This is a genomic window from Ottowia sp., from assembly GCF_047975795.1.
Classification (GTDB): Bacteria; Pseudomonadota; Gammaproteobacteria; order Burkholderiales; family Burkholderiaceae_C; genus Ottowia.
On the sequence record NZ_JBKEEE010000059.1, the window covers coordinates 37744 to 50466 of the forward strand.

Here is a 12723-nt window from a genome sequence, read left to right on the forward strand (position 1 = left end):
GCTGGATCATGGCGCTGCTGATCGTCATCGTCGGTGGCGTGTGGGGCAGCGTGGGGTGCAGCACGGTCGGGTATTACGCGCAATCGGTGCGCGGCCATATTGGTGTGATGACGGTCGCCCGCCCGGTGCCAGACGTGCTGGCCGATCCGGCCACGGCGGACGATTTGCGGCAGCGGCTGCTGCTGGCCCAACGCATCCGCGCCTTTGCCGTGACCGATCTGGCCTTGCCCGACAACGCCAGTTACCACCGCTACAGCGACTTGAAGCGCCGCGCGGCGGTGTGGAATGTGGCCGCTGCGCCGCCCGACGCGTTGACGCTCAAGCGCTGGTGTTTTGCGGTGCTGGGCTGCGTCGGCTACCGCGGCTATTACGATGAGGCCGACGCCCGTGCATTGGCCGCCCAGTTGCAGCAGGGCGAAGGGCTGGAAGTGCGGGTGTACGGCGTGCCTGCGTATTCCACCCTGGGCTGGCTGAACTGGGTCGGGGGTGATCCGCTGCTGTCCACCTTTATCCACTACCCCGAGGGCGAGCTGGCGCGCATGATTTTTCATGAACTGGCGCATCAGGTGGTGTACGTGGACGACGACACCATGTTCAACGAATCGTACGCCACCGCAGTAGAGCGCCTGGGTGTGCGCCACTGGCTGACCACACAGGCGGACGATGCCGCGCGGCAGGGCTATGCGCGGCTGGATCAGCGCAGACAAGCTTTCCGCGCGCTGACGCGGCAGACACGCGATGCGCTGCACATTGTGTATGCCCGTAAAGCTGACGCGGGCATGGATGCAAACAGGGGTGCGCAAGCCATGCTGGCCGCCAAGGCCGAGGTGATGGCGCGCTTTCGCCACGACTATGCCGCCCTCAAAGCGCAATGGGCTGCCGCAGGCGCGCCGTATGACGGCTATGACGCCTGGGTGGCGGCAGCCAACAACGCAGCATTTGGCGTGCAGGCGGCGTACGACGCGCTGGTGCCTGGCTTTGAGGCACTGTTTGCACGCGAAGGTGGCGATTGGCCGCGTTTTCATGCGGCAGTGCGCACGCTGGCGCAGCAGCCGCATGATGAACGCCAGGCGCAACTGAAATCGTTGGCGGCGCGTGCAAAGGCGGCACCTGCTGTCAGCCAGTTGTGGTCGCTATTTAAATAATAGCTATTGTCGCTTGTGCATCAAGCGAAAGAGGCTGTTTTATGTGTCAAGATTAGGCCTCGATCAGCTCGGTCATCAATGCCACGTACTGCTGCATGGCCTCATCGGCGCTGGTGCCTTCCAGCTTCTTCCAGGCGTCCCACTTGGCGCGGGCCACCATGTCGCCGAAGCCGGGTTTGGCCACTTCGTTGTCGCCTTCGGTGGCCTGCTTGTAAAAAGCGTAGAGCTTGAGCAGCGTGGTGTTGCTGGGGCGCTGGGTCACCAAGCTGGTGCTGGCAACGGCTTGCTCGAAACGGGACTTCAGTTCGGACATGCAGCAGGGGTCTTTCTTTTGGGGTTGAGGAAAAAAGTGAAACAGGGTGTGCGAACGCTTGCGGTGCGCTTTACAACGAAAGATGTGTGCGGGCCAGCTCGACCCACAGCCGCTCGACGGCATCGCGCGGCTTGATTTGCGTGGCCTGCTCTTGCAGGCGCGTGGCTTCGTCCAGATGTGCGGTACCGTTCATCATCAGCAGGGCGCTGGCGTAATCCCAATGGATGGCGGCCGAATCGGGGGCCAGTTGCAGTGCTTCGCGCAAGTGACGCCGGGCAATGTCGGCGCGTGCGCCGTAGGTCATGGCGGCCACCAGCGGCCCCACTTTGTCGATCACCTCGGCATGAAAGCCGCCCAGCGAGGCATGGGCAAAGGCGTGGTTGGGTGCCAGCTGCAAGGTGGTTTCCAGCGCAAAGCGGATCTGAGCGCCAATGCCTTGGGCCAGCGCGCGCGCGACATGAATGCCTTGTGCATAACGGCCCAGTGCGTAGCCTTGCCAGTACCAGGCGCTGGCGCGCGTGGGGTGCAAGGCGGTGTCTTGCAGGGCGCGTTGCAGGATGCGCTGGTACAGATCGAGTCGCGTTTTTTCGTGCGGCTCGAGCAGCGTGGCGTAAGCGGCGGTGGCCCGGTTGGCAACCGACATTCCCGCAGAACCGGCAGCCAAACCAGCGGCTTCGGCGGCCTCGAATTTGCCGCTGTGGAACAAGGCCCAGGCGTGCAAAACGGCCTCGTTTTCGGGCAAAGGCTCGGCATCCAGCGCGTGCAGCACGTCCCATTGGGCGCGCACTTTTTTGACGCCAAAGCGGTAGCTGGAACTGTAGGGGCAGGGTAACCAGTCACTCATGGGTGGGCCTTCAGGGCGAGGGCCGGTGGTAGGCGTCGATCAGGGCCAGCAGATGCTGCCGGGGCTGATCAGCCAGGTAAGGGGCCAGCAGGCCCAGTACGTGATAAGCACCGCGCAGCAGGGCGTCCTGGGCGTTTTCGGGTTCCATGGCGCTGCGCGGTTGCAGTACGTATTCGTAGCTGAGCCAGTAGGTCAGCAGCACCACCATGCTGGCGGCCATGGCTTCGCGCTCGCGTTCGTCGCTGGACTGGGTGGTGGGGTCGGGGTAGAGGATGTCGAGCAACTGACGGAAGGCGGCGCGCTTGCGCAGCAAGATGGCGGGAAAGTGCGTTTCCAGCCTGCGGTTGCGCGACAGCAGGTGGTTCAGGTCGCGGTACAGAAAACGGTATTGCCAGATCAGCTCGAATAATGAGTGCAGGAAGAACCAAGCGTCTTCTACGTCCAGCACGTCTTCGCTGGCGGCCAGCAGGGTGTACAGGCGGCCTTCGTATTGGTCGAACAAGGTGTTGACCAGCTCGTCCTTGGATGGAAAGTGGTAGTACAGGTTGCCGGGGCTGATGTTCAGCTCGGCCGAGATCATGGTGGTGGACACGTTCGGCTCGCCAAAGCGGTTGAACAGCTCCAGCGTGGTGTTCAGAATGCGCTCGGCGGTGCGTCGGGGCGCTTTCTTGACCATGGTCTCCTCATTCTTTTAGGGCTTGGTGGCCCTTGGTGGTCTATTGTTGTTCAGACGGTTCAGGCGTCGTGGGCATGGTGGTGGTCGGCGGTGGTGTGGCCGTGGGCACCTGCTGCGTATAAGCCGTCTGTACGTTGTACTCCACTGTATCGCCATTTGGCTCGTTGATGCGCAGCCGAACCGGCAAAAAATCAAGGGTTCGCCCCAACCAGACGTCGATGCGGGCGTCTTGCGCGTCTTGCGGCAAGTGGATCAGGTGGACGGTGGGCACCTGCTCGGTTTGCAGCGCGGGCAGGTTTTCTTCGCCCTCGACCGTAAAGCGCCACAGACCCACCGTGGCGTTACGCGCGGCGGGCAGTTTGATGACCTGTCCGGCCACGGTGCGCTCGGGGTCGGCAGACAGCAGCGCGCCCAGTTGGATCAGCGCGCCCACCCGGTCCAGTGCACCAGCGGGCAGCGGCATATCGGCGTCGCCGTTGTCACCATCGCGGTCAAAGCGCACGCGCTCGGTGGCGTAATCGAAGTGGGTGGTTTGCAGCTCAGGCGTGCGCAAGCTGGCGGTGATGGGGATCAATCCTTGCGGGGCCAGCAAGCCGGTGCTGGTGCGGGTGTGTTCGCCAATGTGCGGGCTGTACAGCGCCCAGCGGGCGTCGTACAGGCGGCCATCCTGGCGCCAGTTGAGCGGGCTGGGAATGCGCTCGAAAGCCTGCCCGCCGATGGTGCCGCTGGCCATGTAGGTCAGAACGGCCGAACGTGGTGCGTTGACCGGCAGGGTGTCTGGATGCGGTGGTTGTGTGGCTCTGAGTGCAGCCTCGCCAGTGGCGGCGTTCAGTGTCAGCTCAATGGGTTGGGGGGCCGAAGTGCCGCCAAAACCGACCGCAGGCTTGGGCCTGAGCAAGTTGGCGGCAGCGATGCCGCCACTGCTTTGCGGGGGCAATGGTGCGGCGTTGGTGGTTGTGCTGACCTCGGGCGGCGGCTCTGGCGTGGCTTTTTCAGCCGCAGACTGCGTGGCCGGTTGCGGCTTGCGTTGAGGTGGTTTGGGCCGGGGCTTTGACCGCTCGATGGGCGGCGCAGGTGGTGTGGGTGCCGGTTTGGGGCTGGGCATGGGCGCAGCCGGTGCGGCGACCAGCCGGGTCATGAAGGCGCTGCCGTCCAGGCTGGCGCGGCTGCTGGCATCCATGCGCGGCCAGCCCCACAGCAGGGCGGCGTGGACGGTCACTACCAACACGGTGACGGCCCACAAGGGGCGGCGGGGCGCTGCCACAAGGGGCGGCCAAGACAAGGAGGGGTTCAAGATCGGTAGGGTTGCGGTGAGATGCCGTGAAACCAAGGCCGCAATCCAGGCTGGAAAGAGCGGTTTGAGCTTGTGCGAGAAAGTTGGTTCACTGCTTGCGCCGGGGCGCTGCCGATTAGGCTTTTTTCCGTGTCGCGGGGGTGGGTTTGCGTGCCGCTGTTTTTGGCGTGACGGTCTTTGTGGGCGTGCTGGAGCCGGCTTTGGTGCGGGTGGCGGTCAGTTGCTGCTCCAGCGCTTCTACGCGCGCGGTCAGCGCGGCCAGATCCTGCGCCGTGGGCATGCCCATGCTGTGCAGGGCCTGGGCCACGCGGTCTTCAAAAATGCCGCCCAGGCGGTTCCACGGGGCCGCACCGGCCGTGGCCTGATGCGCCATGGCTTCCATTTGTTGGGTGGCCTCAGCCATGCGCGCGCGGGCCATGGTCTGGGTTTTTTGCTGGATGGCCATGCCTTGCTTGACCAGGGCTTCAAAGGCTTTGTTGCCCTCGGCCTGTGCATTGGCCAGCGCGCCCATGCCCGCCAGCCAGACGTTGGTGGGCGAGGCGTGACCGGCGGCAGCGTGGTCGTCAACAGTGGGGGCGGCAGCGGCAGCGTTAGCGGGGTGGCGCGGCTTGGTGGTCATGGCGCGGTCTCCTTGGGCGAGAACAAACAGTAAGAATTGGCGGACGGAGGTGTAAAAAAACGTGCAGCCCCGACTGTACGCGCTCTGGCTGGTGCTGCAAGTTGCTGAATGCCGCCCATGAAATAATTCCCAGCTTTGCGCTGCCATGACAATGCGGCGCGCAGCAAAAAGGGGTGCGCATGATTTTGGTCACCGGCGGGGCCGGTTTCATTGGCAGCAATTTTGTACTGGACTGGCTGGCGGACAGCGACGAGCCGGTGTTGAACCTGGACAAGCTCACCTACGCAGGTAACCTGGCCAATCTGGCTGCACTGCAAGGCGACGCACGGCATGTGTTCGTGCAAGGCGACATTGGCGATGCGCCGCTGGTGCAGCGCCTGCTGGCCGAGCACCGCCCGCGCGCCATCGTCAACTTTGCCGCTGAAAGCCATGTGGATCGCTCCATTCATGGTGCGGGCGAATTCATCGCCACCAACGTGGTGGGCACGTTCAACCTGCTGGAATCAACCCGCGGCTACTTTGCTGGGCTGGCTCAGGCGCAGCAAGCGGCGTTTCGCTTTTTGCATGTGTCCACCGATGAGGTGTACGGCTCACTGACGCCTGATGCGGCGGCGTTTACGGAAAACCATGTGTTCGAGCCAAACAGCCCTTACAGCGCCAGCAAAGCCGCCAGCGACCACCTGGTGCGCGCCTGGCACCACACCTACGGGCTGCCGGTGCTGACCACCAACTGCTCCAACAACTACGGGCCGTACCACTTTCCTGAAAAGCTGATTCCGCTGATGATCGTCAACGCCCTGGCGGGCAAGCCGTTGCCGGTGTATGGAGACGGTCAGCAGGTGCGCGACTGGCTGTACGTTGTCGACCATTGCAGCGCCATCCGCCGCGTGCTGCAAGCGGGCCAGCCCGGGCAGACCTACAACGTGGGCGGCTGGAATGAGAAAACCAACCTCACCATCGTGCACACCATTTGCGACTTGCTGGACGAGCTGTCGCCGCGCGCCGATGGCCAGAGCTACCGCCAGCAAATCGCCCACGTCACCGACCGCCCGGGGCACGACCGTCGTTACGCCATCGACGCTGGCAAGATCGAGCGCGAGTTGGGCTGGCGACCCACCGAAACCTTTGAAACCGGCATTCGTAAAACCGTGACCTGGTATCTGGCCCACCCCGACTGGGTGCGCCATGTGCAAAGCGGTGCTTACCGTGACTGGGTCGCCACGCAATATGGCGCTGCGGGCGTGGCGGATGATTCAGGGCGGGCCGCATGAGGATTTTGCTGCTGGGCAAAAACGGCCAGCTCGGCTGGGAGCTGCAACGCAGCCTGGCCCCTTTGGGCGAGCTGGTGGCGCTGGATCGGCACGGCACCGATGGGCTGTCGGGGCCTTTGGCGGGTGATTTGGCCGATCTGGACGGACTGGCCGCCACCGTGCGCGCCGTACGCCCGCAAATCATCGTCAATGCCGCAGCGTATACGGCGGTGGACAAAGCCGAGTCCGAACCCGATCTGGCCCGGTGCATCAACGCTGACGCTCCTGCCGTGCTGGCCCGTGAAGCCGCCACCAGCGGCGCGCTGCTGGTGCACTACAGCACCGACTATGTGTTCGACGGCCGTGGCGAACAGCCCTGGCGCGAGGGCGATGCCACCGGCCCTTTAAGCGTGTACGGCCAGACCAAGCTGGCGGGCGAGCAGGCCATTGGCCAGAGTGCGGCGCAGCATTTGGTTTTGCGCACCAGTTGGGTGTATGCCGCGCGCGGCGGCAACTTTGTCAAGACCATGCTGCGGCTGGCGCAAGAGCGCGAACGCCTGACGGTTATCAACGACCAGTGGGGCGCGCCCACGGGCGCTGACCTGATTGCCGATGTCACCGCCCACGCGCTGCGCCAGTGGCGCGCGCGGCCTGAATGCGGCGGTACCTACCACTTGGCGGCAGCCGGTGTAACCACCTGGTTTGAATATGCAAAATACGCTCTGGCGCAGGCGCAACAAGCGCACACAGCTGTTCCATTAAAAGCAAAAGAAGTACTGCCTATGGCCACCAAGGACTATCCCACGCCTGCCAAGCGACCGCACAATTCGCGCCTGGACACGCGCAAGCTGCAATCCACGTTCGGCCTGCGCCTGCCGCCCTGGCAAGACGGGGTGCGGCGCATGATGGCCGAGATTCTTTGACAGCGAAGAGATGCATCCGACCATGAAACCACGCAAAGGCATCATCCTCGCCGGCGGCTCCGGCACCCGCCTGCACCCGGCCACGCTGGCGCTGAGCAAGCAACTGCTGCCGGTGTACGACAAGCCGATGATTTATTACCCGCTGTCCACGCTGATGCTGGCGGGCATGCGCGACATTCTCATCATTAGCACACCGCAGGACACGCCGCGCTTTGAGCAACTGCTGGGCGATGGCGCGCACTGGGGCGTCAATCTGCAATACGCCGTGCAGCCCAGCCCTGATGGGCTGGCGCAAGCCTTCATCATCGGCGAGCAGTTTGTCGGCGGCGCGCCCAGTGCGCTGGTGTTGGGCGACAACATTTTTTATGGTCACGACTTCGAGTCCCTGCTGGCCGACGCCGACGCCGACGCGCGCAGCCAAGGGGCCACCGTGTTCGCCTACCGCGTGCACGACCCTGAACGCTACGGCGTGGTCGAATTCGACGCCAGTGGCCGCGCCATCAGCATCGAAGAAAAACCCCAAATCCCCAAGAGCCATTACGCCGTCACGGGTCTGTACTTTTACGATGCCCAGGTGGTGGACATCGCCAAGGCCGTCAAACCCAGCGCGCGTGGCGAGCTGGAAATCACCGCCGTCAACGAAGCGTATTTGCAGCAAGGCCAGCTCAATGTGCAAATCATGCAGCGCGGCTACGCCTGGCTGGACACCGGCACGCACGACAGCTTGCTGGATGCGGGCCAGTTCATTGCCACGCTGGAGCGAAGGCAGGGTTTGAAAATCGCCTGTCCCGAAGAAGTTGCCTGGCGCAAAGGCTTTATTGACGACGCACAACTTGAGCGCCTGGCCACGCCGCTGGCCAAAAGCGGCTATGGCGCGTATTTGCTGGGCATGCTGCGCCAGCAGCGCACGGAAGGCCACGCATGAACGCGCAAACCACGGCCATTGATGGCGTGCTGGTGCTGGAGCCGAAAGTGTTTGGCGACGCCCGTGGTTTTTTCATGGAAAGCTACAACCGCCGTGCCTTTGGACAGGCCACCGGACTGGACATTGATTTCGTGCAAGACAACCACAGCCGCAGCCGCCAAGGCGTGTTGCGTGGCCTGCATTACCAAATCCAGCAACCGCAAGGCAAGCTGGTGCGGGTGACGCAGGGCGCAGTGTTTGACGTGGCGGTGGACGTGCGGCGCAGCTCGCCCACGTTTGGCCGCTGGGTGGGGGTGGAGTTGACGGCCGACAACCATCGCCAGTTGTGGGTGCCCGCTGGCATGGCGCACGGGTTTGTGGTGCTGAGCGACAGCGCTGATTTTTTGTACAAAACCACCGATTACTACGCGCCCGAGTTCGAACGCAGCATCGCCTGGGACGACCCCACCATCGGCATCGAATGGCCGCTGGCCGCCCACGGTATCACTGAGCCACTGCTGTCCGACAAAGACCGTGCGGGCGTGCCGCTGGCGCGCGCCGAGGTGTTGGCCTGATGTGGGACTTGGTGGACGTTTGACAGGGGCGAAGGCGGCGTAATGCCCTTGGATATCACGGTCTCGGTGGTCAGCCACGGGCATGGCGCGGATGTAGACGAGTTGTTATTGCGCCTGGCCGACTTGAAACAGGGGGTGCCTCGACGGGTGATCGTCACGCGCAATGTGCCCGAGCCAGACAAGCGCGGCGCAGCCGGGCTGGTGGACTGGCCTTTCGATCTGGTGTGGATCGACAACGATCGTCCCATCGGTTTTGGAGCCAACCACAACCGGGCCTTCGCCCGCGATGGACAGTTGGGCGCCAGCGCGCTGTTTGCCGTGCTCAACCCGGACATCCGCTGGCAGCAAAGCCCGTTTCGGCCCATGCAAGAAGAAAGCGCTGGCGCACCGCAAGCAGGCTTGATTTACCCGGTGCAGCTTGGCACTGATGGGCGCCGACAAGACCATGAGCGCCTGGTGCCTACCCCGGCCCGCCTGTGGGCGCGCTACAGACCGGGCGGGCAGCGGCAAGAGGTGGCCGAGGGCGAGCAGCCAGATTGGGTCAACGGCGCTTTCATGCTGCTGCGCAGGCAAGCGTTTGCCGACATTCAGGGCTTTGACGAGGCGTATTACATGTATGGCGAAGACGTCGATTTGTGTCTGCGCCTGCAACTGGCGGGCTGGCAGATCAAGCGTTGCAATGGCGCGGTGGTCGAACACACCGGCCGCCGCGCCAGCAGGCGCGATCTGCGGCACTTTGGGTGGCACGTGGGCAGCCTGTGGCGGCTGTGGCGCTCATCCGTGTGGCGGGCGTGGCGGCAGCGTCAACAGAAAACCAGTCGCTCTGCGCACATGCCCCGCCCCTGATCATGATCACCTTGGTTGGGTGCTCTGCTGATGTTGTCCTGGCTGTCATCGTGCGCGTCTGGCTGGGGTACCGTGCTGTTGTGACCGGTGGCAGTGCCGATGGTGTTGGCAGTCGTGCTTCATGGTGTTTACCCCCCCCCCATTTCTAAATTAGCGCGATCGCTTTACGCGTCAGGTGCAGGTGGGGCCGTTCAGCGTGGGCGGGTCGTTTTAAACTGCGCCCACCTAAAATCAGGGCACTTTTTAAGCGCCGACGGCTCTGTCAAGGTTCGGTGTGCTGCGGCTTTGTCTACATCATCCATGTCTGAAACCCTCGTTCAATCTTCTGCGATCTCCACAGGTGTCGATGTGCGCCTGGCAGACGTTCGTTGGCCCGCTTATGGCGAACTGCTGGTGGCTTCAGGCAAGCTGTCGCCGCGCGATCTGGAGCGCGCGCTGGCGGCGCAGCGCGAGATGGGCGGCGCGTTGGATGCGGTGCTGGTCAATCTGGGGCTGGTGTCCGAGCCGGATGCGGCGCGGGTGCTGGCCGATCATCTGGGCCTGCCGTTTTTGGCGGCAGATGATTACCCGGCCACGTTCGCCGATGCGGCAGGTTTGCTGCCCGATTTTTTAAAGGCCCACCATGTGCTGCCACTGCGGACCGAGGGCGGCGCGCTGCAAGTGGTCATGAAGGCCCCGCAGGATGCCTTTGTGCTGAAAGCGCTGCGCCTGACCACGGGGCTTGAGCCGCAGGCTGTGGTGGGCCTGGGCAGCGAGATCGACCAGGCGCTGCAACGCTATCTGGACGAGGCCGAGGCTGAGGGCGATGCAGATGGCGATATCGCCAGTGCCGACGGCGATGCGGGCGATTTTGTCGAGCACCTGCGCGATCTGGCCAGCGAAGCGCCGGTGATCCGGCTGGTCAACCAGATCATTGGCCGCGTGATCGAGCTGCGCGCGTCCGACATTCATCTGGAGCCGTTCGACGACGGCTTGCACGTGCGCTACCGGGTCGATGGCGTGCTGCTGCCCGGCGAGGGGGTGTCCGCCAGTCAGGGCGCGGCCGTCAGCTCGCGCGTCAAGTTGCTGGCGCATCTGGACATTGCCGAGCGGCGCCTGCCGCAAGACGGGCGCATCAAAACGCGGGTGAAAGGGCGCGAGCTGGATTTGCGCGTGTCCACCGTGCCCACGGTGTACGGCGAAAGCGTGGTGATGCGCGTGCTGGACCGCGCCAGCGTGCGCTTCAGCCTGGAAGACATGGGGTTTGAAAAAGACACGCTGGCGCGCTTCAACCAGTTGATTGCCCGCCCGCATGGCATCTTGCTGGTCACCGGCCCCACCGGCTCGGGCAAGACCACCACGCTGTACGCGGCGCTGGCCAAGCTGGATTCGGCCACGCAGAAAATCATCACCGTTGAAGACCCGGTGGAATACCAGTTGGAAGGCATCAACCAGATTCAGGTGCATACGCAAATCAACCTGACGTTTGCCAACGCCCTGCGCTCCATCCTGCGGCAAGACCCGGACATCATCATGATCGGTGAAATGCGCGACGGTGAAACCGCGCAGATTGCCGTGCAGTCTTCATTGACGGGCCATCTGGTGCTGTCCACGCTGCACACCAACACCGCTGCCAGCGCCGTGGTGCGCATGCAGGACATGGGGGTAGAGCGCTACCTGATCACCTCCACCGTCAATGGCGTGCTGGCCCAGCGCCTGGTGCGCCGTTTGTGCGCGCACTGCAAAAACCCGGTGCAACCTTCGGCTGATGTGCTGCAAACCTCGGGCCTAGGCCGGTTTGTGCAGCCCGGTGCCACCATTTACGAAAGCCGGGGCTGCGACCATTGCCGCGGCACCGGTTACCAGGGCCGCACCGGCATTCATGAGCTGCTGGTGGTGGACGAGACATTGCGCAGCGCCATCTTGCAAGGGGCCGATGCCAGCGCCTTGCACGCCGCCGCCATCCAGGCCGGGATGTACACGCTGTACGACGACGGCCTGCGCAAGGTGGCCGCAGGCGTGACCACGCTGGATGAGGTGCTGCGCGTGACGCAGGATCAGACGTGATGCAGGAGCAAAGCCATGCCTGATTTCACCTGGCGCGCGGCCCAACTGGACGGGCAACTGGTGGAAGGCCGCTTTGAAGCGCTGACGCCCGATGCCGTGCTGCGCCATTTGCGCGAGCGCGGTTTGACGCCCATCAAGGTGGAAGACGCCGCGCTGGCCGGTGCCAGCGGTGCGGGGGCGCTGGGTGTGGCGCGTCGCAATCGGCGGGCGCTGCGCGGGCCAGTCAATCGGGCCGACGTGCTGGCGCTCACCTCTGAGTTGTCCATCATGCTGCGCGCCGGACTGGCGCTGGACAACGCCTTGCGCGTGTTGATCGAGATGAGCGCCAAGCCCAGCGTGCGCCAGATGCTGGAGAGCGTGCTGGAGGACGTCAAAGGCGGCGCGCCCTTCAGCCGCGCCCTGACCACGCGGCGCGCGTTGTTTGGCGACTTCTACATCAACATGGCGCGTTCGGGCGAGGCCAGCGGCCAAATGTCGCAAGTGCTGGAGCGTCTGGTGGCCCACATGGAGCGCCTGCGCGCGCTGCGCGAAAGCGTGGTGTCTGCGGCGCTGTACCCGGCCATCTTGCTGGTGGTGGCGCTGCTGTCGCTGGTCATCATGCTGGGCTTTGTGGTGCCGCAGTTTGAAAAGCTGTTCAAGGACATGGGTGATGCGCTGCCGCTGCCCACGCGCATCATCATGGCGCTGGGGCAGGGCTTTCAAAGCTACGGTTTGGCGCTGGGCATAGGCGCGGTGCTGGGGGGCTGGCTGCTGTGGCGCTGGCTGCGCACGCCGGGTGGAAAAGTCTGGTGGCAAAACAGAGTTTTGCGCTTACCGATACTGGGAAGTTTGCTCTATAAATATGAGTTGACTTTGTTTGCGCGCTCATTGGGCACGTTGCTGGGCAATGGCGTGCCTTTGCTGACCGGTTTGCACATTGCCACCGAAACCGTGGGCAACATGAACCTGCGCGCGGCGCTGGCCAAGATGGCCCCCATGGTCAAGGAAGGCGCGCGCATGGTGCGTGCCATGGACGCCACGCAGGTGTTTGAACCTTTGGCCATCAATCTGGTCAGAGTAGGGGAAGAAACGGGGCGCATCGGCCCCATGATGATCGAGCTGGCCGAGGTGCTGGACCGCGACGTCGAAACCGGCATCAAACGCGCCCTGACGCTGCTGGAGCCGGTGATGATTCTGGTGCTGGGCGTGCTGATTGCGGGCATCATCGTGTCCATCTTGCTCGGCATCCTGTCTGTCAACGATCTGGCGCGCTGAGAACAAGCGGGTCGTATCGTTCTGTGGTTTTTGA

At 63.8% G+C, this 12723-nt stretch carries 13 protein-coding genes; 8 read left to right on the top strand and 5 right to left on the bottom strand.

The window, feature by feature from the left end; all coding sequences use genetic code 11:
- Window positions 1-8: 8 nt before the first annotated feature.
- Window positions 9-1145, top strand: a complete 1137-nt coding sequence (locus tag ACK5NW_RS09280; protein ID WP_416927306.1) for an aminopeptidase — start codon at window positions 9-11, stop codon at window positions 1143-1145.
- A 52-nt stretch (window positions 1146-1197) separates the two neighbouring features.
- Here the strand turns inward: ACK5NW_RS09280 and ACK5NW_RS09285 are convergent, their stop codons facing one another.
- From ACK5NW_RS09285 to ACK5NW_RS09305, 5 genes are all read right to left on the bottom strand, one after another.
- Complete coding sequence (locus tag ACK5NW_RS09285) at window positions 1198-1458, bottom strand: acyl-CoA-binding protein (protein WP_416927308.1); 261 nt, start codon at window positions 1456-1458, stop codon at window positions 1198-1200.
- A 70-nt stretch (window positions 1459-1528) separates the two neighbouring features.
- A complete protein-coding gene (locus ACK5NW_RS09290; protein WP_416927310.1) occupies window positions 1529-2302 on the bottom strand; it encodes a hypothetical protein in 774 nt (257 codons plus the stop codon).
- Between the two features lie 10 nt (window positions 2303-2312).
- A complete protein-coding gene (locus ACK5NW_RS09295; RefSeq protein WP_416927312.1) occupies window positions 2313-2978 on the bottom strand; it encodes a TetR/AcrR family transcriptional regulator in 666 nt (221 codons plus the stop codon).
- Window positions 2979-3018: 40 nt separating this feature from the next.
- Window positions 3019-4260: a DUF3108 domain-containing protein gene (locus tag ACK5NW_RS09300; RefSeq protein WP_416927314.1), complete on the bottom strand. Its 1242-nt coding sequence runs from the start codon at window positions 4258-4260 to the stop codon at window positions 3019-3021.
- Between the two features lie 127 nt (window positions 4261-4387).
- Complete coding sequence (locus tag ACK5NW_RS09305; RefSeq protein WP_416927316.1) at window positions 4388-4891, bottom strand: phasin family protein; 504 nt, start codon at window positions 4889-4891, stop codon at window positions 4388-4390.
- A gap of 179 nt (window positions 4892-5070) precedes the next feature.
- Between ACK5NW_RS09305 and rfbB the strand changes: the two genes are divergently transcribed.
- The 7 genes from rfbB (at window position 5071) to ACK5NW_RS09340 (ending at window position 12689) form a co-directional block, all read left to right on the top strand.
- Entirely contained in the window at window positions 5071-6162 is a 1092-nt protein-coding gene (gene rfbB / locus ACK5NW_RS09310) for a dTDP-glucose 4,6-dehydratase (protein WP_416927318.1), read from the top strand.
- Window positions 6159-7064 carry a dTDP-4-dehydrorhamnose reductase gene (rfbD, locus tag ACK5NW_RS09315; RefSeq protein WP_416927320.1) on the top strand — a complete coding sequence of 302 codons (906 nt, stop codon included), beginning with the start codon at window positions 6159-6161 and terminating at the stop codon, window positions 7062-7064. The genes rfbB and rfbD overlap by 4 nt, the downstream gene beginning before the upstream one ends.
- 22 nt (window positions 7065-7086) lie before the next feature.
- The gene (gene rfbA, locus ACK5NW_RS09320) at window positions 7087-7989 is read left to right on the top strand and encodes a glucose-1-phosphate thymidylyltransferase RfbA (protein ID WP_416927322.1); all 903 of its coding nucleotides are present in this window, start codon (window positions 7087-7089) and stop codon (window positions 7987-7989) included.
- On the top strand, window positions 7986-8543 hold the full coding sequence (rfbC, locus tag ACK5NW_RS09325) for a dTDP-4-dehydrorhamnose 3,5-epimerase (protein ID WP_416927324.1): 558 nt from the start codon (window positions 7986-7988) through the stop codon (window positions 8541-8543). Before rfbA ends, rfbC begins: the two co-directional genes overlap by 4 nt.
- Before the next feature lie 48 nt (window positions 8544-8591).
- The gene (locus tag ACK5NW_RS09330) at window positions 8592-9389 is read left to right on the top strand and encodes a glycosyltransferase family 2 protein (RefSeq protein WP_416927326.1); all 798 of its coding nucleotides are present in this window, start codon (window positions 8592-8594) and stop codon (window positions 9387-9389) included.
- A gap of 300 nt (window positions 9390-9689) precedes the next feature.
- The gene (gspE, locus tag ACK5NW_RS09335) at window positions 9690-11435 is read left to right on the top strand and encodes a type II secretion system ATPase GspE (RefSeq protein ID WP_416927328.1); all 1746 of its coding nucleotides are present in this window, start codon (window positions 9690-9692) and stop codon (window positions 11433-11435) included.
- A gap of 15 nt (window positions 11436-11450) precedes the next feature.
- Window positions 11451-12689 carry a type II secretion system F family protein gene (locus ACK5NW_RS09340; RefSeq protein WP_416927330.1) on the top strand — a complete coding sequence of 413 codons (1239 nt, stop codon included), beginning with the start codon at window positions 11451-11453 and terminating at the stop codon, window positions 12687-12689.
- The last annotated feature ends 34 nt before the right edge of the window (window positions 12690-12723 follow it).

Bases quoted from the DNA above. Each gene is read 5' to 3' on its own strand.
- ACK5NW_RS09280 (WP_416927306.1), top strand. From the start codon at position 9: ATGGCGCTGCTGATCGTCATCGTCGGTGGCGTGTGGGGCAGCGTGGGG.
- ACK5NW_RS09285 (WP_416927308.1), bottom strand. From the start codon at position 1,458: ATGTCCGAACTGAAGTCCCGTTTCGAGCAAGCCGTTGCCAGCACCAGC.
- ACK5NW_RS09290 (WP_416927310.1), bottom strand. From the start codon at position 2,302: ATGAGTGACTGGTTACCCTGCCCCTACAGTTCCAGCTACCGCTTTGGC.
- ACK5NW_RS09295 (WP_416927312.1), bottom strand. From the start codon at position 2,978: ATGGTCAAGAAAGCGCCCCGACGCACCGCCGAGCGCATTCTGAACACC.
- ACK5NW_RS09305 (WP_416927316.1), bottom strand. From the start codon at position 4,891: ATGACCACCAAGCCGCGCCACCCCGCTAACGCTGCCGCTGCCGCCCCC.
- rfbB (WP_416927318.1), top strand. From the start codon at position 5,071: ATGATTTTGGTCACCGGCGGGGCCGGTTTCATTGGCAGCAATTTTGTA.
- rfbD (WP_416927320.1), top strand. From the start codon at position 6,159: ATGAGGATTTTGCTGCTGGGCAAAAACGGCCAGCTCGGCTGGGAGCTG.
- rfbA (WP_416927322.1), top strand. From the start codon at position 7,087: ATGAAACCACGCAAAGGCATCATCCTCGCCGGCGGCTCCGGCACCCGC.
- rfbC (WP_416927324.1), top strand. From the start codon at position 7,986: ATGAACGCGCAAACCACGGCCATTGATGGCGTGCTGGTGCTGGAGCCG.
- gspE (WP_416927328.1), top strand. From the start codon at position 9,690: ATGTCTGAAACCCTCGTTCAATCTTCTGCGATCTCCACAGGTGTCGAT.
- ACK5NW_RS09340 (WP_416927330.1), top strand. From the start codon at position 11,451: ATGCCTGATTTCACCTGGCGCGCGGCCCAACTGGACGGGCAACTGGTG.